General features: G+C 74.1%; 25 protein-coding genes. 15 read left to right on the top strand and 10 right to left on the bottom strand.

What is annotated here, in order from left to right; genetic code table 11:
- Window positions 1–126 precede the first annotated feature (126 nt).
- From HNR61_RS04470 to HNR61_RS04445, 6 genes are all read left to right on the top strand, one after another.
- The gene (locus HNR61_RS04470) at window positions 127–1,590 is read left to right on the top strand and encodes an aldehyde dehydrogenase (protein WP_182841759.1); all 1,464 of its coding nucleotides are present in this window, start codon (window positions 127–129) and stop codon (window positions 1,588–1,590) included.
- Window positions 1,587–2,330, top strand: a complete 744-nt coding sequence (locus HNR61_RS04465) for an SDR family oxidoreductase (RefSeq protein ID WP_182841758.1) — start codon at window positions 1,587–1,589, stop codon at window positions 2,328–2,330. Before HNR61_RS04470 ends, HNR61_RS04465 begins: the two co-directional genes overlap by 4 nt.
- A complete protein-coding gene (locus HNR61_RS04460; RefSeq protein WP_182841757.1) occupies window positions 2,330–3,172 on the top strand; it encodes an NAD(P)-dependent oxidoreductase in 843 nt (280 codons plus the stop codon). The genes HNR61_RS04465 and HNR61_RS04460 overlap by 1 nt, the downstream gene beginning before the upstream one ends.
- Window positions 3,165–3,533: a carboxymuconolactone decarboxylase family protein gene (locus HNR61_RS04455; RefSeq protein WP_182841756.1), complete on the top strand. Its 369-nt coding sequence runs from the start codon at window positions 3,165–3,167 to the stop codon at window positions 3,531–3,533. The genes HNR61_RS04460 and HNR61_RS04455 overlap by 8 nt, the downstream gene beginning before the upstream one ends.
- A gap of 103 nt (window positions 3,534–3,636) precedes the next feature.
- Complete coding sequence (locus HNR61_RS04450; protein ID WP_182841755.1) at window positions 3,637–4,266, top strand: hypothetical protein; 630 nt, start codon at window positions 3,637–3,639, stop codon at window positions 4,264–4,266.
- Between the two features lie 104 nt (window positions 4,267–4,370).
- Entirely contained in the window at window positions 4,371–4,928 is a 558-nt protein-coding gene (locus HNR61_RS04445; protein WP_182841754.1) for an RICIN domain-containing protein, read from the top strand.
- A 9-nt stretch (window positions 4,929–4,937) separates the two neighbouring features.
- On the opposite strand, the gene HNR61_RS04440 is transcribed toward HNR61_RS04445, so the two are convergent.
- The gene (locus tag HNR61_RS04440) at window positions 4,938–5,597 is read right to left on the bottom strand and encodes an acetamidase/formamidase family protein (RefSeq protein ID WP_312897766.1); all 660 of its coding nucleotides are present in this window, start codon (window positions 5,595–5,597) and stop codon (window positions 4,938–4,940) included.
- A gap of 143 nt (window positions 5,598–5,740) precedes the next feature.
- Here HNR61_RS04440 and HNR61_RS04435 point away from each other — a divergent pair, with 143 nt between their 5' ends.
- On the top strand, window positions 5,741–7,627 hold the full coding sequence (locus tag HNR61_RS04435) for a beta-propeller domain-containing protein (protein ID WP_182841753.1): 1,887 nt from the start codon (window positions 5,741–5,743) through the stop codon (window positions 7,625–7,627).
- Here HNR61_RS04435 and HNR61_RS04430 read toward each other — a convergent pair.
- From HNR61_RS04430 to HNR61_RS04415, 4 genes are read right to left on the bottom strand one after another with little or no spacing between them, the layout of a single operon-like run.
- Window positions 7,624–8,727 (bottom strand): D-alanine--D-alanine ligase family protein, encoded by a 1,104-nt coding sequence (locus HNR61_RS04430; RefSeq protein WP_182841752.1) that lies wholly within the window; start codon window positions 8,725–8,727, stop codon window positions 7,624–7,626. The two genes, HNR61_RS04435 and HNR61_RS04430, sit on opposite strands and share 4 nt — an antisense overlap.
- A gap of 21 nt (window positions 8,728–8,748) precedes the next feature.
- The gene (locus HNR61_RS04425; RefSeq protein WP_182841751.1) at window positions 8,749–10,074 is read right to left on the bottom strand and encodes a trans-sulfuration enzyme family protein; all 1,326 of its coding nucleotides are present in this window, start codon (window positions 10,072–10,074) and stop codon (window positions 8,749–8,751) included.
- A gap of 13 nt (window positions 10,075–10,087) precedes the next feature.
- On the bottom strand, window positions 10,088–11,077 hold the full coding sequence (locus HNR61_RS04420; RefSeq protein WP_182842293.1) for an NAD(P)H-dependent glycerol-3-phosphate dehydrogenase: 990 nt from the start codon (window positions 11,075–11,077) through the stop codon (window positions 10,088–10,090).
- A gap of 17 nt (window positions 11,078–11,094) precedes the next feature.
- Window positions 11,095–11,967, bottom strand: coding sequence for a lysophospholipid acyltransferase family protein (locus HNR61_RS04415; protein WP_312897765.1), 873 nt, complete (start codon window positions 11,965–11,967; stop codon window positions 11,095–11,097).
- Window positions 11,968–12,051: 84 nt separating this feature from the next.
- On the opposite strand from HNR61_RS04415, the gene cofC reads away from it, so the two are divergent.
- Together cofC and HNR61_RS04405 are read left to right on the top strand one after the other, a co-directional pair.
- On the top strand, window positions 12,052–12,729 hold the full coding sequence (gene cofC, locus HNR61_RS04410; protein WP_182841749.1) for a 2-phospho-L-lactate guanylyltransferase: 678 nt from the start codon (window positions 12,052–12,054) through the stop codon (window positions 12,727–12,729).
- A 9-nt stretch (window positions 12,730–12,738) separates the two neighbouring features.
- A complete protein-coding gene (locus HNR61_RS04405; protein WP_067819629.1) occupies window positions 12,739–12,954 on the top strand; it encodes a hypothetical protein in 216 nt (71 codons plus the stop codon).
- Window positions 12,955–13,027: 73 nt separating this feature from the next.
- On the opposite strand, the gene HNR61_RS04400 is transcribed toward HNR61_RS04405, so the two are convergent.
- The 4 genes from HNR61_RS04400 to leuC form a co-directional block, all read right to left on the bottom strand.
- On the bottom strand, window positions 13,028–13,309 hold the full coding sequence (locus HNR61_RS04400; protein ID WP_067819632.1) for an HU family DNA-binding protein: 282 nt from the start codon (window positions 13,307–13,309) through the stop codon (window positions 13,028–13,030).
- 155 nt (window positions 13,310–13,464) lie between these two features.
- Complete coding sequence (locus HNR61_RS04395; protein ID WP_182841748.1) at window positions 13,465–13,725, bottom strand: SCO5555 family protein; 261 nt, start codon at window positions 13,723–13,725, stop codon at window positions 13,465–13,467.
- Window positions 13,726–13,890: 165 nt separating this feature from the next.
- Window positions 13,891–14,478 (bottom strand): 3-isopropylmalate dehydratase small subunit, encoded by a 588-nt coding sequence (gene leuD, locus HNR61_RS04390; RefSeq protein WP_067819639.1) that lies wholly within the window; start codon window positions 14,476–14,478, stop codon window positions 13,891–13,893.
- Between the two features lie 15 nt (window positions 14,479–14,493).
- A complete protein-coding gene (leuC, locus tag HNR61_RS04385; protein WP_246441941.1) occupies window positions 14,494–15,969 on the bottom strand; it encodes a 3-isopropylmalate dehydratase large subunit in 1,476 nt (491 codons plus the stop codon).
- Between the two features lie 98 nt (window positions 15,970–16,067).
- Between leuC and HNR61_RS04380 the strand changes: the two genes are divergently transcribed.
- Window positions 16,068–16,787, top strand: coding sequence for an IclR family transcriptional regulator (locus HNR61_RS04380; protein WP_067819645.1), 720 nt, complete (start codon window positions 16,068–16,070; stop codon window positions 16,785–16,787).
- A gap of 53 nt (window positions 16,788–16,840) precedes the next feature.
- Here the strand turns inward: HNR61_RS04380 and HNR61_RS04375 are convergent, their stop codons facing one another.
- Window positions 16,841–17,464: a TetR/AcrR family transcriptional regulator gene (locus HNR61_RS04375; RefSeq protein WP_312897764.1), complete on the bottom strand. Its 624-nt coding sequence runs from the start codon at window positions 17,462–17,464 to the stop codon at window positions 16,841–16,843.
- A gap of 126 nt (window positions 17,465–17,590) precedes the next feature.
- Here HNR61_RS04375 and HNR61_RS04370 point away from each other — a divergent pair, with 126 nt between their 5' ends.
- The 5 genes from HNR61_RS04370 (at window position 17,591) to HNR61_RS04350 (ending at window position 22,297) form a co-directional block, all read left to right on the top strand.
- Entirely contained in the window at window positions 17,591–19,936 is a 2,346-nt protein-coding gene (locus HNR61_RS04370; RefSeq protein ID WP_182841747.1) for a glycoside hydrolase family 3 protein, read from the top strand.
- A 124-nt stretch (window positions 19,937–20,060) separates the two neighbouring features.
- Window positions 20,061–20,687 carry a MerR family transcriptional regulator gene (locus HNR61_RS04365; protein ID WP_182841746.1) on the top strand — a complete coding sequence of 209 codons (627 nt, stop codon included), beginning with the start codon at window positions 20,061–20,063 and terminating at the stop codon, window positions 20,685–20,687.
- Window positions 20,688–20,931: 244 nt separating this feature from the next.
- Window positions 20,932–21,507 carry a DUF2165 family protein gene (locus tag HNR61_RS04360; protein WP_182841745.1) on the top strand — a complete coding sequence of 192 codons (576 nt, stop codon included), beginning with the start codon at window positions 20,932–20,934 and terminating at the stop codon, window positions 21,505–21,507.
- Between the two features lie 89 nt (window positions 21,508–21,596).
- Window positions 21,597–21,980 (top strand): YidH family protein, encoded by a 384-nt coding sequence (locus HNR61_RS04355; protein ID WP_182841744.1) that lies wholly within the window; start codon window positions 21,597–21,599, stop codon window positions 21,978–21,980.
- On the top strand, window positions 21,977–22,297 hold the full coding sequence (locus HNR61_RS04350; protein ID WP_312897763.1) for a DUF202 domain-containing protein: 321 nt from the start codon (window positions 21,977–21,979) through the stop codon (window positions 22,295–22,297). Before HNR61_RS04355 ends, HNR61_RS04350 begins: the two co-directional genes overlap by 4 nt.
- The last annotated feature ends 2 nt before the right edge of the window (window positions 22,298–22,299 follow it).

Below are 22,299 nucleotides of genomic sequence, written 5' to 3'. Positions count from 1 at the left end.
GCTCCGGCAGGGCCGCGCGGGAAAGGTCCTCGCAGCGGAAGCCGGGAGCGAATTCTCCGGAAGGGTCCTTGCGTCCCGGCATGCCCCGAACTGTAGTCTGGACACGTGTCCAGAACAAACGATCGCTTGCTTGCCGATCCGTCCCCCCTGTTGCTGGACGGCCGTCTGGTCCCCGCCGCGGACGGCCGCACGTTCCCGACCATCGACCCCGCCACCGAGGAGGTGCTCGGGCACGCCGCCGACGCCTCGGCCGGCGACCTGGACCGGGCCGTCGCCGCCGCCCGCCGGGCGTTCGACGGGACCGGGTGGTCCACCGACGTCGCGCTGCGGGCGCGCTGCCTGCGGCAGTTGCGCGAGGCGCTGCGGCGGCACGCCGACGAGCTGCGGGAGCTGACGATCAGGGAGGCCGGCGCGCCGCGGTTCCTCACCTTCGGGGCCCAGCTCGACGCCCCCGTCGAGGACCTGGGGTGGTTCGCCGACCTCGCCGAGTCCTACGCCTGGGAGACCGACCTCGGGCGCGCCGAGCCGATGGGCATGCCCAGCCTGCGCCGGGTCGTGCGGGAGCCGGCCGGCGTGGTCGCGGCCGTCACGCCGTGGAACTTCCCCCACCAGATCAACCTCGCCAAGGTCGGCCCCGCGCTGGCCGCCGGGAACACCGTGGTGCTCAAGCCCGCGCCCGACACCCCCTGGTGCGCGGCGGCGCTGGGGACGCTCGCCGCCGAGGAGACCGACCTCCCGCCCGGCGTCCTCAACGTGGTCACCTCGTCCGACCACGCGCTGGGCGCGCGGCTGGTCGCCGACCCCAGGGTGGACCTGGTGTCGTTCACCGGCTCCACCGCCACCGGCCGCGCGGTGATGAGGGCGGCCGCCGAGCACCTGAAGAAGGTCTTCCTGGAGCTCGGCGGCAAGTCGGCGTTCCTCGTGCTGGACGACGCCGACCTGAAGGCCGCCTGCTCCTACGCCGCGTTCGCGGGGGTCACGCACGCCGGGCAGGGATGCGCGATCACCACCCGGCTGCTGGTGCCGAGGGACCGCTACGACGAGGCCGTCGAGATCACCGCGCGGACGCTGGGCAGGCTCGGCCCCGGCGACCCGCACGACGACTCCACCGTCTGCGGGCCCGTCATCTCCGCCCGGCAGCGCGACCGCGTCGAGGTCTACCTCGAACTCGCCCTGAAGGAGGGCGGGCGGTTCGCGTGCGGCGGCGGGCGGCCCGCGGACCGGGACCGGGGCTTCTGGATCGAGCCGACCCTGGTCACCGGGCTCGCCGCCGACGCCCGCGCCGCCCGCGAGGAGATCTTCGGCCCGGTGCTGGTCGTCCTGCCGCACGACGGCGACGACGACGCGGTCGCGATCGCCAACGACTCCCCCTACGGCCTGTCCGGCGCGGTCCACGGCGGCGACCCGGACCGGGCGCGGGCCGTCGCCCGGCGCCTGCGCACCGGGACCGTCAGCGTCAACGGCGGCGTCTGGTACGGCGCGGACGTCCCGTTCGGCGGCTACAAGCAGTCCGGGATCGGCCGCGAGATGGGCGTGGCGGGATTCGAGGAGTACCTGGAGACCAAGGCCATCGCGGAGGGCACCACATGAGCTCGGGCGTGCGGTTCGAAGGGAAGGTCGCGGTCGTCACCGGCGCCGCGCAGGGCATCGGCGAGGCGTACGCGCGGGCGCTGGCCGCCGAGGGCGCGCACGTCGTCGTCGCCGACGTGGACGAACGCGGCCGGGCCGTCGCCGACGACGTCAAGGGCCTGTTCGTCCGCACCGACGTCTCCGACCCCGCGTCGGTGGAGGCGATGGCCACGGCCGCCGCCGAACGCTTCGGCGGCGTCGACCACCTGGTCAACAACGCCGCCATCTTCGGCACGATGAAGCTGGACTTCCTGTTCACCGTGGACTGGGACTACTACAAGCGGTTCATGGCGGTGAACATGGACGGCGCGCTGCTGTGCGCCCGCGCCGTCCTCCCCCACATGCGGGCGCGCGGCGGCGGTTCCATCGTCAACCAGTCCTCCACCGCGGCCTGGCAGTACTCCGGCTTCTACGGCCTGGCCAAGGTCGGCGTCAACGGCGTCACCCAGCAGCTCGCCCACGAGCTCGGCTCGCTGAACGTCCGCGTCAACGCCATCGCCCCCGGCCCCATCGACACCGAGGCCAACCGGAGGGTCGTGCCCGGCGGCATGTCCCAGAAGATCGTCCGGGACAGGCTCGCCCTCAAGCGCATGGGCACCCCGCAGGACCTGGTCGGGATGTGCCTGTTCCTGCTGTCGGACGAGGCCTCCTGGATCACCGGGCAGATCTTCAACGTGGACGGCGGCGAGGTGTTCCGCTGATGGACGTCGGATTCGTCGGCCTCGGCCAGATGGGCGCGCCGATGGCGACGCACCTGGCGGGCCCCTCCCTCACCGTCTACGACACCCGCCCCGAGGCCATGGAGCCGCTGGTCGCCAGGGGCGCGCGGGCCGCCCGCGACCCCGCCGAGGTCGCCGCGCGCGCCGACCTGGTCTCCCTCATGGTCCGCGACGACGACCAGGTCAACGAGGTCGCCGCCGCGCTGCTGCCCGCCGCCCGCCCCGGCACGGTGCTCGCGGTCCACTCCACCATCCGCGCCGCCACCGCCGAACGCCTGGCCGAACGCGCCCGCCCGCACGGCGTCGAGGTCGTGGACGCCCCGGTCAGCGGCGGCTTCATGGGCGCGGCCGCCGGGACCCTGGCGGTCATGGTCGGCGGCTCGCCGGAGGCGTTCGACCGCTGCCGCGAGCCGTTCGGCGCCTGGGCCGGCCTGATCCTGCGCATGGGGCCGGTCGGCGCGGGCACCCGCGCCAAGCTCGCCCGCAACCTGCTGCACTTCGTCGCGTTCACCGCCGCCGCCGAGGCCCAGCGGCTGGCCGAGGCGTCCGGCGTCCCGCTGCGCGACCTGGCCCGCGTCGTCCGCCACACCGACGCGATCACCGGTGGCCCCGGCTCCATCATGCTCCGCGACACCACCGCGCCCCTGGACCCCGCCGACGGCCTCCACGACATCCTGCGCCACGTCCGCGCGCTCGGCGAGAAGGACCTGGCGTTCGCCCTGGAACTGGCCGACGAGCTGGACGTCGACACCCCGCTGGCCCGCCTCGCCCTGCGGCGCTTCGCCGCCGGGCTCGGCCTCCCCGAGGAGGACCCCCGTGGATGAACGGAGACGGCGCGGCCTGGAGATGATGCGCCGGGTCTACGGCTGGGAGATGGACGACGCCCCCGGCGACTTCTTCGGCATCACCGTGGAGCACCTGTTCGGCGAGGTGTGGACCCGCGACGGCCTCACCCTCCGCGACCGCCGCCTGCTGCTGATCGGCATGCTCGCGGGCCAGGGCCTCAACGACGTCCTCGACATCCAGATCCCCGCCGCCCTCGACAACGGCGAGCTCACCCCCGACGAGCTCCGCGAGATCGCCATCTTCCTCACCCACTACGTCGGCTGGCCCCTCGGCGCGAAGCTCAGCGTCCAGGTCGACACCCTGATCGCCCGGCACGAGAGGAAGGACCGCGGGGGCTGACCGCCCTCCCCCACGCGGGTGAGCCGTTCGACCGCGCGGGGGAAGCCCCCGCCCCGGGTCCGTTGCGAAGCTGGCGGCACGTCAACGGACCCGAGGAGACACCATGCGCACCACGATCGCCGCCGCCGTCCTGACCGCCGGGGCCCTGGCCCTCGCCGGCGGCTCCGCCCACGCCGCCCAGCCGCAGGCCCCGTCACCCGCCCCGTCACCCACTCAGTCCAAGGAGGCCCATGTCACCGGCGACGCCTGGGTCCGCTACAGCGTCGATCCGCAGAACCCGCTGCGCCGCTTCGTGTTCGACGCCCACGGCCAGCCGTTCAAGGTGGCCGACGGGAAGATCGTCTTCGGGGCGGCGCGCGGCACCGTCCGCTTCGACCACCCCGGCCCCAACGGCGAGCACAACTGGGGCACCGTCAACGTCGACTACGTCATGACCGGCGGCCCCGTCGCGGTCGTGTCCGGGACCAGCCCCGGAGGGCTGTGGCCCAAGGGCGCGCGGATGACGTTCACCGTCCACGACGACCCGCGCGGCGACCGGTACGACCGGATGGGCTTCTCCTGGGGCGTGGTCGACCCGCGCTGCGCCCAGATGGACATGGGCCCCGCCCCGTTCACCAGCTACGTGTCGGGTAAGGGATACCGGGTCCAGCACGCCGAGCTCCCGGCCGTCCCCGAGGGCACCCAGGGCCCCGACAAGGCCCCCACCTGCGTGAACGCCGACCTGCTCGGCTGAACGCGCGGCCGGGCCGCGGACGTTAACTCGGTGGCCTCCACCGATCCGCGGCCCCACCGCGCCGGGCCATGCTCCTGTCACCCGACACCACGAGGAGCGACAGGATGCGAAGACCATCGAAGACGGGCCGCCGCGCCGCCCTGCTCACGGCGGCGACCGCCTGCCTGAGCCTGGCGGCCGGGCCCGGCGCCACGGCCGCGGAGGCCCGCGCGGCCAAGCCCGGACCGTTCTACTGGATCATCAGTGTGAGCTCGGGCAAGGCGCTGATGCCCTACGAGCACTCCAAGGCCGCCCAGGCCCCCATCGTGCAGAGCCTCCAGGGCGATTACGGGGCCCAGCACTGGAAGATCGAGGGCGCGGGCAACCTCCGAGTGCTGAGGAACCGGCACTCCAAGCACTGCGTCATGGCCTCCCTCCCGGCCGGCGGGCTGCTGCGCCAGTTCCACTGCCGCGACTACTGGGACCAGGAGCCGAACTCCGCGACGCGGCAGACGTGGATCCCCTCCGGCTACGACGACATGTGGGCGGGCAAGCCGATCACCTGGCGGTCCTACTACGGCGGCCTCGGATGCATCACCGTGTACGGGGCCGCGGCCTTCAACAAGCCCTGCGACGGGAGCGTGAAACAGCAGTTCCGGCTGGTCCACGTGCCCGGCACCTGAGGGCTCGGTTCAGTCCGGCGACGGCATCAGCGTCGGGCCCGTCACGCGGAAGCGGGTCACGCCCTGGCGGGTCAGGTTCACGCGCAGGTCGATCCAGCCCGGCGCGGACGCGCGGCGGCAGTCCGGCGCGCCGGGCTCGGGGAAGTGCAGGTCCCCGACCGACAGCTTCGCGCCCCGCACGTGGACCGGCAGCAGGATGCGGGACCCGGCGGTCAGGCGCGCGATGCCGCACGAGGCGATCCGCCGTCCGCGCGACCCGCCGCGCAGCGCCTCCGCCGCGGCCCGCCCGTACGGCGGATGACCGGGGGCGACCCGGCCGGGCAGCGCCCCCTCGGCCGGGCCGCCCGGCACCACCCCGGCGCGGCACGACGTGTCGGCGTCCGGGGCGCAGCCGACCAGCCCCGGATGCCCGCCGCGCGCGGACCGGCCGTCGGCCCGGCCCACCCCCAGCACGTCCACCACGATCACGTCGCCGGGCTCGGCGCCCACCACGACCAGCGGGCCGCACGGCACCGGCTCGGCGCCGGGCGCGCGGGCCGGGCAGTCCATCCGCACCGACCCCCCGGTGATCACTTCGGCGGCGGCCGGGATGTCGGGGTGCCAGCGGTCGTGCCCGGGGACGCCGCGGGCGGCCGGTTCCAGCGGGGCGAGCGGGAGTACCAAGGCCACGGGCTCCTTCCGGGCGGGGGCGACGACCCCACGATCCTGCACCGGCGGCTGTTTCGGACCTGTTTCCGCGTCCTGAAGCTTCGGTTAGCCGATCATCACCGAAAAGGAGGGAACCAGAGCCCCGGACCGCGCGTCCAAGCTCCATGCGAGCCCGTGCGTTCATCCCCCTGGTCCCCGCCGCGCTCCTGCTCGCCGGATGCGGAGGCGGCGCGCGCGACGACCCCCCGCCGGCCGACGCCCCGCCGATGCGGCTGGTCGCCTACGACGACTGCGACGACCTGCTGAACGGTCTGCGCACCGCCACCGCCGAACGCGTCGGCCCCTACGGCCTCGGCGGCGTCGTCGCCCTCCAGGAGCGGTTCGGCGGAGCGCCCTCCGGGGCGCTGCCCGCGCCCGAGGCCACCGACGGGATCGCCAAGGGCGCCGCGCCCCAGGAGCACTCCCGCACCAACGCGCACGAGGCCGGGGCCGACGAACCCGACACCGTCAAGACCGACGGCCGCCGCATCGTCGCGCTCGCCAAGGGCCGCCTGCACGTCATCGACCCCGCCACCCGCCGGATCGTCCACCGGCTGGAACTGCCCGACCTGGACCGTCCCGGCAACGACCCGCAACTGCTGCTGCACGGCGACCGCGCCCTGGTGCTGGCCGCCGCCACCCCGCTGCTGCGCGAGATGGCCCCGGCCGACACGCCGTCGCCCACCACCTCCAAGACCACCCTCACCCTGGTCGACCTGGCCGGGGCGCCGAAGGTCGTCGACACCCTGACCGCCGACGCCGCCTACGTCGACGCCCGCCAGTCCGGGCAGACCGCGCACGTGGTCGTCCGTTCCACGCCGCGCATCGACTTCCCGGCGGTCCGGCGGCCCGGTGGAGAGAAGCAGGCCACCGAACGCAACCGCGAGGCCGGCCGCAAGGCCCCGCTCAGCGCGTGGCTGCCGACGTTCCAGACCGGCGGGGGGACGCGGCACACGGTGCCCTGCGAACGGGTGTCCCGCCCCGCCGACGCCACCGGCACCAGCGTGGTCAGCGTCCTCACCCTCGACCTGACCCGGCCGTTCGGCGACCCCGGCGCCACCGCCGTCGCCGGGGAGGGCCAGACCGTCTACGGCAACGGCTCCTCCCTCTACATCACCGGCACTCCCCCGCAACCGGGGACGTGGGGCCGCCCCGTCCGGCCGCAGGACGTCAAGGAGCGCACCGACCTGCACCGGTTCAGCGTCGGCGCGGGCGGGCGGCTGAAGTACGAGGCGTCCGGATCGGTGCCGGGCCACCTGCTCAACCAGTACTCGATGTCGGAGCACGGCGGCCTGCTGCGCGTCGCGACCACCGAGGGCACGCCGTTCACCCGGCCCGGCGAGAGGGCGCCCCGCTCCCAGAGCGCCGTGCGGGTCCTGCGGCAGACCGGCCCGTCCCTCAAGGTCGCCGGGACCGTCGACGGCCTCGGCAAGGGCGAGCGGATCCACTCGGTCCGGTTCCTCGGCACCAACGCCTACGTCGTCACCTTCCGGCAGACCGACCCGCTGTACGTGGTCGACCTGAGGGACCCGGCCCGGCCGCGCGTCACCGGCGAGCTGAAGATCAACGGCTACTCGGCGTACCTGCACCCCATGGCCGACGGCCGGATCCTCGGCGTCGGCCAGGACGCCGACGACCAGGGCCGCACCAAGGGCACGCAGGTGTCGCTGTTCGACGTCGCCGCCGCCCCCCGCCGGGTCGGGGTGTTCCACCTGCCCGGCACCGGGTCGCAGACCGAGTTCGACCCGCACGCGTTCCTGTACTGGCCGAAGACCGGCCTGACCGTGATCCCGGTGAACCGCCACCGGGACGGGACGTCCCAGGCCCTCGCCCTGAAGGTGGACGGCGACGGCCTGCGCCGCGCCGGGACGGTCGAGCACCCCGGCAAGGAGTACGACAACGCCATCGGCCGCTCCCTGATGGTCGGCGACACGCTGTGGACGTTCTCCCCCAACGGGGCGCGCGCCACCGACGCCGCCACCTTCCGGACGGGCGACTGGGTGCGGTTCTAGCGCAGGCCGACCGGGCGGCTCAGGGCGGTCTGGATGAGCCGGTCCACCAGGGCCGGGTAGTCCAGGCCGCTCGCCGCCCACATCTGCGGGAACGCCGACGACGGGGTGCAGCCCGGCATGGTGTTGATCTCGTTGAGGAGCCAGCGGCCGTCGGCGGTGTAGAAGAAGTCGACGCGGGCCAGCCCCTCGCAGTCCAGCGTCTCGAACGCCCGCACCGCGATGGCCTTCATCTCCTCGACCGCGCCCGACGGGAGCTCCGGCGGGATCTCCATGGAGGTCGCCGAGTCCAGGTACTTGGTCTCGAAGTCGTAGAAGTCGTGCTCGCCCTGGATGACGACCTCGGCGGGCAGGCTGACCTCCGGCGGGGCGTCGTCCAGGCCCTGGAGCACGCCGCACTCGATCTCCCGGCCGACGACCGCCGCCTCGACGATCACCTTGGGGTCGTGCTCGCGGGCCGCCTCGACCGCCGCCTCCAGGTGCTCCTCGGACGTGACGCGGCTGATGCCCATGCTGGACCCGGCGCGGGCGGGCTTGACGAAGACCGGGAAGCCCAGCTCCTTGATCTCGTCGATCTTGCGCTTGCGCTCACGCCGCCACTCGCGGTCGCCGACCAGCACGTACGGGCCGACCGGCAGGCCGCGCGCCTCCCAGACCAGCTTCATGAAGCCCTTGTCCATGCCGACCGCGCTGGCCAGCACGCCCGCGCCGACGTAGCGGACGCCCGCCAGCTCGAACAGGCCCTGGATGGTGCCGTCCTCGCCGTAGGGGCCGTGCAGCAGCGGCAGCAGCACGTCGACCTCGACCGGGGCGGGGCCGTCCCCGCCCAGCGCCAGCAGCCGCGAGGCCCCGGAGTCGAACGACAGCGCCAGCGGCACGCCCTCGCCGGTGACCTCGGGCAGCACCCCGTCCTCGACCGCCAGCCGCAGGTCGGCGGGGGGCAGCACCCAGCGCCCGTCGCGGGCGATCCCGACCGGGACGACCTCGTACCGGTCCCGGTCGATCGCGGCCATGACCGCGCCGGCGGTGATGCAGGAAATCGCGTGCTCGGAGCTGCGTCCGCCGAATACCACGGCCACGCGGATCTTTGAAGCCTGGGACATGATGCCCGAGCCTACCGGTGATCAGCCCAGGTCGGCCACGGGTGACGGCTCGGGTGTCCGCGGCGCGGGAGGCCCCCCGGCGCGCTCCACCACCCGCCGCACGGTGTCCAGCGCCTCGGTGGCGTCGCGCACCAGGTCGTCGGCGTCCTCCAGCCCGATCGCGAACCGGACGGCCCCCGGGTCGATCCCGGCGGCGGCCAGCGCGGCGTCGTCGAGCTGGTGGTGGGTGGTGGTGGCCACGTGCGACACCTTCGTGCAGGTCCCGCCGAGCGAGGTCGCGACCTTCGCCAGCTTCACCGCGTCCACCAGCGCCAGCCCGGCGTCGCGGCCGCCGTGCGGGGTGACGGTGACCACGGCCCCGAACCGCGTCCCCTCCGGGCCCGCGTCGAACAGCCGCCGCGCCGGCGCGTGCCCCGGGTGGTCGGGCAGGCCGGGGTAGTCGACGCGCCGCACCGCCGGGTGCCGGGCGAGGGCGGCGGCGAACATGCTGGCGGTGTCGCACTGGCGGCGCACCCGCAGCGGCAGCGTCTCCAGCCCGCGGCGCAGCAGGAACGCCTCGTCGGGGGCCAGGCACCCGCCGGTCAGGTGCGCCACCCGGACGATCTCCGCCAGCAGCGGGGCCCGGCCGACCACGACCCCGCCGGTCGCGTCGCCGTGCCCGCCGATGTACTTGGTGGCCGAGTGGACGACCAGGTCCGCGCCGTGCTCCAGCGGGCGGCACACCACCGGCGTGGCGAACGTCGAGTCGACCGCCAGCAGCGCCCCGGCGGCGTGCGCGGCCTCGGCGAGCATCGGCAGGTCCGCCACCGCCATCGTGGGGTTGGCGAGGGTCTCGGCCCAGACCAGGCGGGTGGTGGGGCGGATCGCGGCGCGCACGGCGTCGGCGTCGGACAGGTCGGCGAGGGTGACCTCGACGCCGAACCGCGCCAGCAGCCCGGTCAGCAGCCCGTAGGTGCCGCCGTAGACGGCGGCGGGCGCGACGACGTGCGTGCCGGCCTCGGCGAACGCCAGGAACACCGCCGTCGCGGCGGCCATCCCGGACGCGAACGCCCGCCCCCGCGCCGGCTCCTCCAGCCGGGCGCCCTCCAGCGCGGCGACGGCCTCGGCGAACGCGTCGGAGGTGGGGTTGGCCAGCCGGCTGTAGGAGTAGCCCGCGGCGCGGCCGGTCAGCAGCTCGGCGTGCTCGGCGGCCCCGGCGAACCCGAACGCGGCGGTGCGCCACACCGGCAGCCCGGTCGACGTCTGCTGCGGCGCGGGCGGGGACGGCAGGTGGACCGCGCGCGTGTTCTCGCCCGGCCGGTGGGGCGCGGAGCGGTGAGCGCTGTCGTGGAGAGGGTCTCTACGCATCGCTCACAGCATGTCACACCCCGTAGCGCTCCGGCTTGGGAGAACGCGAGATCAGCGAGATCGCCGCCTCCTTGAGCGGCACGTCGCGGTGCAGGACGTTCACCACGGCCTCGGTGATCGGCATCTCCACGTTGTGCTTGCGGGCCAGCTCCAGCACCGGTTCGGCCGACTTGACGCCCTCGGCGGTCTGCTTGGTGACGGCGATGACCTCCTCCAGCGTCATGCCGCGGCCCAGGTTCTCGCCGAAGGTGCGGTTGCGGGACATCGGCGAGGAGCAGGAGGCGATCAGGTCGCCCATCCCGGCCAGGCCCGCGAACGTGTGCTCGTCGGCGCCGAGCGCCGCGCCCAGCCGGGCGATCTCGGCCAGGCCGCGCGTCATCAGCAGCGCGCGGGTGTTGTCGCCGAACCCGAGGCCGACCGCGATGCCCACGCACAGCGCCACGACGTTCTTGACCGCGCCGCCCAGCTCGACGCCGACGACGTCGGTGCTGGTGTAGACGCGGAAGTAGCTGGTCATGGTGGCGGCCTGCAACCGCAGCGCCACGGCCTCGTCGGCGCAGGCGGCCACGGCGGCGCTGGGCTCGCCCCCGGCGATCTCGCGGGCCAGGTTGGGGCCGCTGAACACCGCGACGCGCTCGGCGGGCACGTTCGCGACCTCGGCGATCACCTCGGACATGCGGCGGGTGGTGCCGAGCTCGACGCCCTTCATCAGGCTGACCAGCACCGCCTCCGGCGGCAGCAGCGCCACCCAGGCGGCCAGGTTCTCCCGCAGGGTCTGCGCCGGGACGGCCAGCGCCACGAAGTCGGCGTCCCGGAGCGCCTCGGCGGGGTCCAGCGTGGCGCGCAGGTTCTCCGGCAGGACGACGCCGGGCAGGTAGTCGGGGTTCTCGTGCCGTTCGTTGACGGACTCCACGACCTCGGGGCGGCGGGCCCACAGGGTGACCTCGCACCCGGCGTCGCACATCAGCTTGGCGACGGTGGTCCCCCACGACCCCGTCCCCATCACGGCCGCCCGGAACGTCACGCGCCCTCCCTGGTGTCGCTCTCGACGGTACCGCCCGGGACGCCGCCCTCGGCGCCTTCCCCGATGCCTTCCTCAATGCCGCCCTGGTCCGCCAGGCCCTGCGCGCGGCGGCGCTCGGCCAGCACCTTGTGGTGGTCGTAGAGCTCGGCGGGCGGGGCCTCGCCGCGCAGCTCGCCGACCAGGTCGGCGATGGCGCGCATGATGTCGTCGGTCGCGGCCCGCAGCGTCGCCTTGGTGAGCGGCCGCCCCTCGTACCGTGACAGGTCCACCGGCGGGCCCGCGGTCACCTTCATGGTCTTGCGCGGGAGCGGGTGGAAGCCCCTCCTCAGGGTGCCGCGCAGCCCGGTCGCCTCGCCCTTCTTGTAGGGCAGCAGCTCGTGCGCGCCCCAGCTCGCGACCGGCACGACCTTCGCGCCGGTCTTCAGCGCCATCCGCGCCGCGCCGGTCTGCCCGGTCATCGGCCACAGGTCGGGGTCGCGGGTGCACGAGCCCTCGGGGTAGAACATCAGGCACTCGCCGCGCCGCAGCGCCGCCTCGGCGTCCCGCAGCGCCAGCGCCGCGTCCGCGCGGTCCCGGTAGACCGGGATCTGCCCGGTGCCGCGCAGCACCTGCCGGAGCAGCGGCACCTCGAACAGGGTGGACTTGGCCAGGTACACCGGGAACCGGCCCGACTCGTACACGAAGTGCGCCAGCGCCAGGGGGTCGGCCTCGGAGATGTGGTTGGCCGCGATGATCAGGCCGCCCTCGCGGGGGACGTTGCCCCGGCCCCGCCAGTCCCGCTTCAGCAGCCCGAACAGCAGCGGGCGCAGCACGACGATGGCGAACCGCCGCCAGGCCGGCGAATAGCCCCGCCTCTCCGTCTTGCCCACGGCCCCATCCTCCCTGTCCCGGACGCCCCGAACGCGGGGTGTCCTCAAGTGTCGCGGTTGCTTGCGCATAGTGTCGAGTTCGTCATGTCTACAGCAGAGCGCAGCGCGCCTCATCTCCAGTGGTCGCTCGTGGTGCCGGTCAAGGTGCTGGCCAGGGCGAAGACCCGCATGTCACGCGCCGCCGGGCCGCACCGGGAGGCGTTGGCCCTGGCGGTGGCGACCGACACCGTGGCCGCCGCGCTGCGCTGCGCGCGCGTGGCCGGTGTGATTGTCGTCACCGACGACCCGCGGCCCGCCGCCGACCTTGCCGCGCTCGGCGCCCGCGTCGTCCCCGACGAGCCGGACGCCGGACTGAACCCGGCGCTGGTGTACGGGGCGCGGCGCGGCCGGGAGATGTTCCCGGGCACCGGGGTGGGGGCCCTGTCGGCGGACCTGCCCGCGCTGCGGCCCGCGGAGCTGGCGCGGGTGCTGGACGCGGCGGCGGCGAGCCCGGAGGCGTTCGTGCCGGACGCGGCCGGGATCGGCACCACCCTGTACACCGCGCGGCCCGGCGTTCCGTTCGCGCCCGCGTTCGGCGGGGGGTCGCGGGCCGCGCACCGCGCGCGGGGCGCCCGCGAGCTGCTGCTCGACGGCGTCGACAGCGTGCGCCGCGACGTGGACACCCCGGACGACCTGCGGGCGGCGACGGAGCTGGGGCTGGGGCCCCGGACGGCCGCGGTGGCGGCGCTGCTGAGCCCGGCTCCGGCCGGGACCGATCGTTAGGGTGGGGGCATGCAGGCGACCGTGCGGACCTTCGACGCCGAGACGCGGACCGGCAGCGTGCTGCTGGACAACGGGATCGAGCTGCCCTTCGACGCGGGGGCGTTCGACGCGGGCGGGCTGCGGCTGCTGCGCTGGGGGCAGCGGGTGAACCTGGCGCTGCGCGGCGGCCGGATCGCCGCGATCACGCTGTCGACGTTCCCGCTGCCCGAGCAGCCCGCCGAGTAGGCCCGGAACGGCCCCGTTCACGCGTCAGCGCCCGGGGCCATCGTGGTGACGGCTCCGGGCGCTGGCGGTCGCCTTACTTCTTGTTGCCGGCGACCAGGTTCTTGAAGTCGGCGCCGGCCTTGAACTTCGGCACGGACGTCGCGGGAACCTGAATGGTCTTGCCCGTTGCCGGGTTCCGAGCCGTGCGGGCAGGCCGGTCGGCCTTCTCGAACGAACCGAACCCGGTGATCGCGACCTTGTCGCCCTGGGCGACGGCGGTCTGGATCGTCTCCAGGATGGCGTCGACGGCCTCGGCGGCGGCCTTCTTGCTGCCCAGCCGCTCGGAGATGGCGTCGACCAGCTCACGCTTGTTCATGGGTTACTCCTCTAGTTCCCCCCTTGCCCGAACGAAACTAAGGGAGCCTCGGCAACGACACAATCACCTGCACGGAAGAGTTACCGTGTCGCAGGCGTTTTTGTCGCCCTCGCCCCCGTCTCGCCGGGCGCCGGATCAACCGGCCACGGCCGAACCTAGCGGGCCCCGGGTGAACTTCGGAAATCGGCCCCGTGTTCGGTGAGGAACGCGTCCAGCCTGCGATCGGCCAGTTCGGCGTCGCGTTTGGCCAGGTCGGTGATGGCCAGCAGGTGGCGGATGAGGCGGCGGCGGGTATCGGAGGGCAGCGGCGCGACCAGCCGGTGCGCGTCGCGCAGCCGCCGCGCGAGCCGGGTCAGGGTCGGGTCCTCCCAGCGCGGACCGTCCCACCGCGGTTCGTCCGGCAGGGCCGTGCTCACGGATGCGTCCCCCAGAGATGTGCGGACATGCCTTGGGGAAATCATTCCCCGTGGCCCGGGGGGCGCGGTCATCCGGGGTGGGTCTTCGCGTCAGATCCCTGGTCAGGAACATGCCGACGGGACCGCCGGACGTGGTCCGGCGGCCCCTCGGGCGGTACGGTCGGGTCAGACGGTGGTCGGCAGCCAGGCCGCGCGGTGCCCCTCGTAGTCGGTGATGTCGTCGGCGTGGCGCAGGGTCAGGCCGATGTCGTCCAGGCCCTCCATGAGCCGCCAGCGGGTGTAGTCGTCGATCTCGAACGGCGCCACCAGGTCCCCGGCGCGCACCTCCCGCCGCTCCAGGTCCACGGTGATCTCGGCGGCCGGATCCTGCTCGGCGCGGGTCTGGAGCGCCTCGACGGTCGCGGCGGGCAGCACGACCGGCAGCAGCCCCATCTTGGTGGAGTTGTTGCGGAAGATGTCGCCGAAGCGCGGGGCGATCACGACGCGGAACCCGTACTGCTGGAGCGCCCACACCGCGTGCTCGCGGGAGGAGCCGGTCCCGAAGTCGGGGCCGGCGACCAGGATGCCCGCGCCCTGGTACTCGGGCTTGTTCAGGACGAACCCGGGGTCCTCGCGCCAGGCGGAGAACAGGCCCTGGTCGAAGCCGGTGCGGCTGACCTGCTTGAGCCAGACGGCCGGGATGATCTGGTCGGTGTCGACGTTGCTGCGGCGCAGCGGCACCGCGCGCCCGGTGTAGGTGGTGAAGGCTTCCATTTTCCAAGGTCTCCCTTACAGGTCCTGTTCCTGCTGGGGGGACGACCCCCCAGACCCCCCGGCAACCGCCGCGCTGATCTTGTTCGCTTCGCTCTCAAGATCAGCGGGAGCGGTCAGGCGACCGGTGACGGCGGTGGCGGCGGCGACGGCGGGCGACACCAGGTGGGTGCGCCCGCCCGGCCCCTGCCGGCCCTCGAAGTTGCGGTTGGAGGTGGAGGCGCTGCGCTCGCCCGGGGTGAGCTTGTCGGGGTTCATCGCCAGGCACATCGAGCAGCCCGCCTCGCGCCACTCGGCCCCGGCGGCGGAGATGACCTCGTTCAGGCCCTCGCCCTCGGCCTGCTGTTTGACCTTCATGGAGCCGGGCACGACCAGCATCCGGACGCCGTCGGCGACCTTGCGGCCCCTCAGCACCTCGGCGACGGCGCGCAGGTCCTCGATGCGGCCGTTGGTGCAGGAGCCGACGAACACGGTGTCCACGACGATGTCGCGCAGCGGCGTCCCGGCGGTCAGGCCCATGTACTCCAGGGCGCGCTCGGCGGCCTGGCGCTCGGCCGGGTCCTCGAACGAGGCCGGGTCCGGGACGCGCTCGGCCAGCGGGAGGCCCTGGCCGGGGTTGGTGCCCCAGGTGACGAACGGGGTCAACCCGGAGGCGTCGATCACGACCTCCCTGTCGAACACCGCGTCGTCGTCGGTGCGCAGGGACCGCCAGTACTCGACGGCCCGGTCCCACTCGGCGCCCCGCGGCGCGTGCGGGCGGCCCTTCAGGTACTCGAACGTGACCTCGTCCGGCGCGATCATGCCGGCGCGGGCCCCGGCCTCGATGGACATGTTGCAGACCGTCATGCGGCCCTCCATCGACAGCTCGCGGATCGCCTGCCCGCGGTACTCGATGATGTGGCCCTGGCCGCCGCCGGTGCCGATCCGCGCGATGATGGCCAGGATCAGGTCCTTGGCGGTGACGCCGGCGGGCAGCGAGCCGTTCACGGTGACGGCCATCATCTTGGGCTTGACCTGCGGCAGCGTCTGGGTGGCGAGCACGTGCTCGACCTCGCTGGTGCCGATGCCGTGGGCCAGCGCGGCGAACGCGCCGTGCGTGGAGGTGTGCGAGTCGCCGCAGACCACGGTCATGCCGGGCTGGGTCAGGCCCAGCTGCGGGCCGATGACGTGGACGATGCCCTGGCCGTCGTCGCCCATCGGGTGCAGCCGGACGCCGAACTCGGCGCAGTTCTTGCGCAGCGTCTCGACCTGGGTGCGCGACACCGGGTCGGCGATCGGCCGCAGCAGGTCGGTGGTGGGGACGTTGTGGTCCTCGGTCGCGATCGTCAGGTCCGGGCGGCGCACGGTGCGGCCGGCCATCCGCAGGCCGTCGAACGCCTGCGGGCTCGTCACCTCGTGCACCAGGTGCAGGTCGATGTAGAGCAGGTCCGGTTCGCCCTCGGCACGTCGCACGACGTGCGCGTCGTACACCTTGTCGGCCAATGTGCGGCCCATCGCTCCACCTCACCTGGTTTCGTCCGCGGCGCCCCACTGCGCCGTGATCTCCGTCGCCCCGGCTTGCGTCTCAGATGACGAGACGGCAATATCAAGACATGGACAACTCTAGCGGAGTCGGCGTACTTGACAAAGCGGTTCTCGTGCTGAACGCGCTGGAGGCCGGCCCGGCCTCACTGGCGCAGCTCGTGCAGACGACCGGGCTGGCCCGCCCGACCGCGCACCGCCTCGCCGTCGCGCTGGAGCACCACCGCCTGGTCCACCGCGACACCCAGGGCCGTTTCATCCTCGGCCCGCGCCTCGCGGAACTGGCCGTCGCCGCCGGCGAGGACCGCCTGCTGGCCATCGCCCAGCCCGTCCTGGCGCAGTTGCGCGACCTGACCGGCGAGAGCGCCTCGCTGTTCCGGCGGCAGGGCGACGTGCGGGTGTGCGTGGCGGCGGCCGAGCGCAGCAGCGGCCTGCGCGACACGATCCCGGTGGGCGCCGCGCTGCCCATGACCGCGGGCTCGGCGGCCCAGATCCTGCTGGCCTGGGAGGAGCCCGACCGGATGCACCGGGGCCTGCGCGGCGCGAAGTTCGAGGCGACCACCCTGGCCTCGGTGCGGCGGCGCGGCTGGGCCCAGTCGGTCGGCGAGCGCGAGCAGGGCGTCGGCTCGGTGTCGGCCCCCGTGCGCGGCGCGGGCGGCCGGGTGATCGCGGCGGTGTCGGTGTCGGGCCCGCTCGAACGGTTGACCCGCTCCCCCGGCCGCCTGCACGCGGGCCCGGTGATGGCCGCCGCCGAGAAGATCACCGAGTCCATGCGCCGCACCGGCAGCTGACCCCCTCCCCGAGATCCACGGCGCGCCCCGCGAAGGGGCGCGCCGTTCCGCGTTCAGGGGCGCAGGGTGGCCAGCAGGTCGTCCACGTGGGCCTTGAACAGGGCGGGCATGTCCACGCCCTCCGGGTCCAGGAGCCACTGGACCTGGAGGCCGTCCATGACGGAGATGAGGCGGGCGGCGTGGGCCTCGGCGTCGATGCCGGCGCGCAGGTCGCCCGCCTCGGCCGCCTCGCGGAGCGCGCGGGCGATCCGGGTGCGGGTGAAGGCGTAGCGGGCCCGCGCCCAGGCGCGGGCCGGGTGGTCGGCGGTGACGGCCTCGCTGGTCAGCACGGTGAACAGCCGCACCAGCTCGGGGGTTCGGGCGTTGTGCTCGACCAGGCGGACCAGGCCCGCGAGCAGGTCCAGGCCGGACGGCGGGTCGTCGGCGTCGCCGAAGAAGCGTTCGACGTCGCGCCGGTCGCGCAGCTCCAGGACCGCGACCAGTAGCCGCTCCTTGCTGCGGAAGTGGTGCAGCAGGCCGGGCTGGGAGAGTCCGGCGCGCTCGGCGACCCTCGCCAGCGAGGCGCCCCGGTAGCCCTTCTCGGCGAACTCCTGCATCGCGATGTGCAGGATGCGTTCGCGCCGCGCGTCGCCGACGGCGTACCCGCGCCGTCCACCGGAGTCCGTCCTGGTCGCCACGCCCTCACCTTACGCAGGGAACCGAATGTAACGTCCAGGTAACAAACCTACCTAGTACTCGGTAGTCGGACGTAGAGTCGCGGCGGAACGGCTAGGTTCCGCTGACCGCCCCCGAAGGAGGCTCCGATGTCCATCGACGAGGCCGACCTGCGCAAACGACTCGCCGAGCTCACCCTGGAAGAGAAGGTCACCCTGCTGACCGGGGCCGACTTCTGGACGCTGCCGCCGATCGAGAGGATCGGGCTGAAGAAGATCGTGATGTCGGACGGGCCGAGCGGCGTCCGCGGCACCCGCTGGGACGAGCGGGAGACGAGCCTGCTGTTCCCGAGCCCGACCTCGCTGGGCGCGACCTGGGACGTCGCGGCCGCCGAGCGGACCGGGCGGCTGAACGGCGCCCAGGCCCGCGACAAGGGCGTGCACGTCCACCTCGCCCCCACGATCAACATCCACCGCACCCCGCTGGGCGGCCGCCACTTCGAGAACTACGCCGAGGACCCGCTGCTGGTCGCGCGGATCGGCGCGGGGTTCGTGCGGGGCGTGCAGTCCACCGGCGTGGCCTCCACGGTGAAGCACTACGTGGGCAACGACTCCGAGACCGAGCGCAACGCCTACGACGCGGTCATCGACGAGACCACGCTGGAGGAGATCTACCTGCGCCCGTTCCGGGAGACCGTCTCCGCCGGGGCCTGGGCGGTCATGGCCGCCTACAACAAGGTCAACGGCCCCACGATGACCGAGCACGAGGGGCTGCTCACCGACGTCCTGAAGAACCGGTGGGGCTTCGACGGCATCGTCGTGTCCGACTGGTTCGCGATCTCCTCCACGGTGGAGAGCGCCAACGGCGGCATGGACGTCGAGATGCCCGGCACGCCCGGCGCGCGCTGGCGGGACAGGCTCGTCGCGGCCGTCCGGGAGGGAAAGGTCGCCGAGGAGCTCGTCGACGACAAGGTGCTGCGCGTGCTGCGGCTGGCCGCCCGCACCGGCGCGCTGGAGGGCTACTCCGCCCCCGCCGGCATCACCACCCCGGCCGACGCCCGCGACCAGCTCCGCGAGCTGGCCGCCCGGTCCATGGTCGTGCTGCGCAACGAGGGCGGCCTGCTGCCGCTGGCGTCGCCGCGCCGGGTCGCCCTGATCGGCCCGAACGTCCGGCGGTTCGGCTCCCAGGGCGGCGGCAGCGCCCATGTCAACCCCGCCGACCTGGTGCTGCCCGAGCAGGGCCTGCGCGAGGTGCTGGGCGACGGCGCCGAGCTGTCGGTGCACGCGGGCGTCCACCCGCACGAGAGGCTGGCCGAGCTGCCGGTGGCGATCTGCGCCGACCCTCGGACCGGCGAACGCGGCGTCCGCGTGGACCACCTGGGCGCCGACGGCGAGGTCCTGCTGTCGGAGCTGCGGCGGGCCACGAAGCTGATGTTCCTGGAGGGGCTGCCCGAGGGCACCGCCCGGATCAGGGTGACGGCGGAGGTGACCGCGCCCGCGTCCGGCGTCCACACCTTCGGGGTGGCGGGCACCGGCGCCTACACCCTCACGATCGGCGGGGAGCGGCACGAGATCTCGCTGGCGCTGGACGGCGACGACCCGTTCATGGCGTTCCTGGCCCCGCCCGAGCACCGGGTCGAGACCGCGATCGAGGCGGGCGCGACCGTGCCGCTGGAGCTGGTCTGCTCGATCGCCGAGGGCCCGCTCGGGCTGTCCACCTTCACCCTCGGCTACTTCGATCCGCACCTGCCCGAGGACGAGGAGCTGGCCGCCGCGGTCGCCGCCGCCCGCGACGCGGACGTGGCGATCGTGCTGGTCGGCACCAACGACGAGGTGGAGTCCGAGGGCTTCGACCGCACGACCCTCGCGCTGCCGGGCCGCCAGGACGAGCTGGTGGCGGCGGTCGCCGCCGCGCAGCCCGCCACGGTGGTCGTCGTCAACGCCGGGTCCCCGGTGCTGATGCCGTGGCGGGACGAGGTCCCCGCGCTGCTGTGGGCGTGGCTGCCCGGCCAGGAGGGCGGCGGCGCGATCGCCGACGTGCTGGCGGGACGCCGGGAGCCGGGCGGGCGCCTGCCCACCACCTTCCCCGCGACCGAGGAGGGCATCCTGCTGCCCTGGCCGAAGGACGGCGTGCTGGAGTACTCGGAGGGCGCCGCGATCGGCTACCGGCACTACGCGGCCGACGACGTCGCGTTCCCGTTCGGCCACGGCCTCGGCTACACCACCTGGGAGTACGAGGCGCTGACCGTCTCCGGCGGCGTCGCCGAGGTGACGATCCGCAACGCCGGCGGGCGCGACGGCCGCGAGGTCGTGCAGGTCTACGCGCACGGCCCGGACGTGCCGGTCCGGCTGGCGGGCTTCGCCACGGTGGACGTGCCCGCCGGAGGGCACGCGACCGTCCGCGTCGAGCTGGACGGGGCGCTGCCGGAGGGCGCGACCCGCGTGCGGGCCGGGCGCTCGGTCGCCGACCTGCGCCTGGAGGCCGCCCGGTCCTGACCCCGCGCCGCCACGGAGCCCGGTCCGGCGAACCGGGCCCCGTGGCGCCTTCCGGTCGTTCTCCGGAAAGTACCGGTGCCCGAACTTTCGGCGGGGTTACGATCCGCACATGGGAGGGTGCGGAATGTTGATCTCCGAGCTGAGCGACCGCAGCGGCCTGACGGTTCAGACGATCAAGTTCTACATCCGGGAGGGCCTGCTGCCCCGGGGCGAGGCGGCCGGGGCGACCCGCGCCCGGTACGACCGGCGGCACCTGGAGCGGCTGCGCCTCATCCGCGCCCTGCGCGAGCTGGGCGACCTGCCGGTCGCCGCCATCCAGAAGATCATCGCGGCGGTGGACGACGAGGGCGCCGGCCTGCCCGAGCTGTTCGGCGCGACCCAGCACGCCCTCGGCCCGCACGTCGAGCCGCCCGACGATCCGCACTGGCGCGCCGCCCGCGAGGACGTGGACGCGCTCGTCCGCGAGCTGGGCTGGCGGGCCTCGGAGCGGGCCCCGGCCCGCGACCTGCTCGCCCAGGCGTTCGTGGCGCTGCGCCGCCTCGGCTTCCCGATCACCCTGCGGGACCTGCGCCCCTACGTCCGGGCCGCCGCCGACGTCGCCGAGCACGAGATCGGCCGGGTGGCCGACGGCGAGCCGCGCGACCGCACCGTCCACACGCTGCTGGTGTCCACGGTGCTGTACGAGCAGGTGCTCACGGCGCTGCACCGGCTGGCCCAGGAGGACGCCGCCGCACGCCGTTTCGCACCGTGAACACCCGTGTGTCGCGTTTCACGGGACCGATCCCGTAAGGTGAGGACCGCAGGTCACACCTCAGGCTTCACGGGGCCCGCGACGCCGCCTCCAGCGGCGGAGCCAGTGGACCGCGCCCGTCACGGACTCCCGCCGGGGATCCGTACGCAAGGTCGGGCGCAACGGGTTCCCGGACGGATGTTCTTGCGGCTGAGCGACGGGAGCCCCCTCCCCGTCCCCAGACACGCAAGGAACGACGAGCCTCATGTCCTCCTCCGCCCCCGCGCGCGCCTTCGACACGACCTGGTTCATCCGGGCGAGCAAGGCGCTGCTCACGTTCACCGTCGGCGGTTTCGCCCTCTTCGTGGTGTTCGGCAACGTCACCGACTACTGGACCAACTTCGAGTTCGTCTCGCACGTGTTCGCGATGGACGCGCAGAAGCCCGCGCTGCACGCCGTCAGCAACATCAACTACCGGGCCATCGAGTGGACCTGGTTCCACCACGTGGCCTACGTCGGCGTCATCCTCACCGAGGCGACCATCATGGTCGCCTGCCTGGTCTCGGCCTGGCGGCAGGCCCGCGCGCTGCGCGCCCCCGACGCCGCTTACCGGGAGGCCAAGAAGTGGGGCGTGGCCGGCTGCACCGTCGGCCTGTTCCTGTGGTTCTTCGGCTTCCAGGCCGTGGCCGGCGAATGGTTCGGCATGTGGATGAACGAGACCTGGAACGGCATTCCCGACGCGGTCCGGCTGTGCACCTACATCGGCGGCGTCCTCGTCTACCTGACGCTGTCCAACGACCGCCTGACGGGCGAGGCCACCGGAAAAACAATTCCTGCATAACATGTAGGAATTCACCATGAAATTGTTTCGCCTAGCATGAACCGGCATCCCCCGAAAATCCGTGCCGAGTATTGCGGAGCGAAACGACGATGACCGTGACGGACCCCCCGCGGCCCGGCCGGTGGCCGGGCCGCCTGCTGGCCGAGGGCTCCGACCCCGACCCCCGGTTCACGCTGGCCAACGAGCGCACCTTCCTGGCCTGGATCCGCACCGCCCTGGCGCTGATCGCCGGCGGGGTCGGGACCGCGCTCAGCGGGCAGCTACTGGCGGCCCCGCTGCGCACCGGGCTGGCCGCCGGGCTGGCGGCGGTCGGGGCGCTGGTCGCGGGGCTGGCGTTCCGCCGCTGGCTGCGCACCGAACGCGCGCTGCGCCGCGCCGAGACCCTGCCGCCGCCCGCCCTGGCCCCGGTGCTGTCCTACGGCCTGGCGGTCGCGGCGGTGGTGCTGCTCGGCGCGGTGTTCGCGGCCCGGTGAGCCCGCCCGCGCCGCTGTGGGACCGGGGCGCGCAGCCCGAGCGCACCGCCCTGTCGTGGACCCGCACGATCCTGGCGCTGCTGGTGGCGGGGCTGGTGTGCGTGCGGTTCGCGCCCACCCCCGCCGCCGCCGGGCTGGCCGCGGCGGCGGTCTGCGGCGCGGCGGCCCTCCAGTTCCGCCGCGCCGCGCGCCAGCACCACCGCCGCCGCCACCGCCTCGCCGCCGGGGAGCCGGTCGCCGACCCGGTCTCGATCCTGCTCGCGACCGCCGTCACGGTCGCCCTGGGCCTGACGGGCGTCGCCTTCGCCCTGACCTGAGC

The sequence above is a fragment of the Actinomadura kijaniata genome (genome assembly GCF_014138665.1).
In the GTDB taxonomy this organism is placed as follows: domain Bacteria; phylum Actinomycetota; class Actinomycetes; order Streptosporangiales; family Streptosporangiaceae; genus Spirillospora; species Spirillospora kijaniata.
The sequence above is the reverse complement of the archived record's forward strand: the minus strand, read 5'-3'. Positions and strand labels throughout refer to the sequence as shown.

Excerpts from the sequence above, each read along its gene's own strand:
- HNR61_RS04370 (WP_182841747.1), top strand. The coding sequence starts at position 17,591 with ATGTCCATCGACGAGGCCGACCTGCGCAAACGACTCGCCGAGCTCACC.
- HNR61_RS04435 (WP_182841753.1), top strand. The coding sequence starts at position 5,741 with ATGCGAGCCCGTGCGTTCATCCCCCTGGTCCCCGCCGCGCTCCTGCTC.
- HNR61_RS04425 (WP_182841751.1), bottom strand. The coding sequence starts at position 10,074 with ATGCGTAGAGACCCTCTCCACGACAGCGCTCACCGCTCCGCGCCCCAC.
- cofC (WP_182841749.1), top strand. The coding sequence starts at position 12,052 with ATGTCTACAGCAGAGCGCAGCGCGCCTCATCTCCAGTGGTCGCTCGTG.
- HNR61_RS04365 (WP_182841746.1), top strand. The coding sequence starts at position 20,061 with ATGTTGATCTCCGAGCTGAGCGACCGCAGCGGCCTGACGGTTCAGACG.
- HNR61_RS04450 (WP_182841755.1), top strand. The coding sequence starts at position 3,637 with ATGCGCACCACGATCGCCGCCGCCGTCCTGACCGCCGGGGCCCTGGCC.
- leuD (WP_067819639.1), bottom strand. The coding sequence starts at position 14,478 with ATGGAAGCCTTCACCACCTACACCGGGCGCGCGGTGCCGCTGCGCCGC.
- HNR61_RS04355 (WP_182841744.1), top strand. The coding sequence starts at position 21,597 with ATGACCGTGACGGACCCCCCGCGGCCCGGCCGGTGGCCGGGCCGCCTG.
- leuC (WP_246441941.1), bottom strand. The coding sequence starts at position 15,969 with ATGGGCCGCACATTGGCCGACAAGGTGTACGACGCGCACGTCGTGCGA.
- HNR61_RS04420 (WP_182842293.1), bottom strand. The coding sequence starts at position 11,077 with ATGGGGACGGGGTCGTGGGGGACCACCGTCGCCAAGCTGATGTGCGAC.
- HNR61_RS04465 (WP_182841758.1), top strand. The coding sequence starts at position 1,587 with ATGAGCTCGGGCGTGCGGTTCGAAGGGAAGGTCGCGGTCGTCACCGGC.
- HNR61_RS04405 (WP_067819629.1), top strand. The coding sequence starts at position 12,739 with ATGCAGGCGACCGTGCGGACCTTCGACGCCGAGACGCGGACCGGCAGC.
- HNR61_RS04430 (WP_182841752.1), bottom strand. The coding sequence starts at position 8,727 with ATGTCCCAGGCTTCAAAGATCCGCGTGGCCGTGGTATTCGGCGGACGC.
- HNR61_RS04460 (WP_182841757.1), top strand. The coding sequence starts at position 2,330 with ATGGACGTCGGATTCGTCGGCCTCGGCCAGATGGGCGCGCCGATGGCG.
- HNR61_RS04445 (WP_182841754.1), top strand. The coding sequence starts at position 4,371 with ATGCGAAGACCATCGAAGACGGGCCGCCGCGCCGCCCTGCTCACGGCG.
- HNR61_RS04360 (WP_182841745.1), top strand. The coding sequence starts at position 20,932 with ATGTCCTCCTCCGCCCCCGCGCGCGCCTTCGACACGACCTGGTTCATC.
- HNR61_RS04380 (WP_067819645.1), top strand. The coding sequence starts at position 16,068 with ATGGACAACTCTAGCGGAGTCGGCGTACTTGACAAAGCGGTTCTCGTG.
- HNR61_RS04400 (WP_067819632.1), bottom strand. The coding sequence starts at position 13,309 with ATGAACAAGCGTGAGCTGGTCGACGCCATCTCCGAGCGGCTGGGCAGC.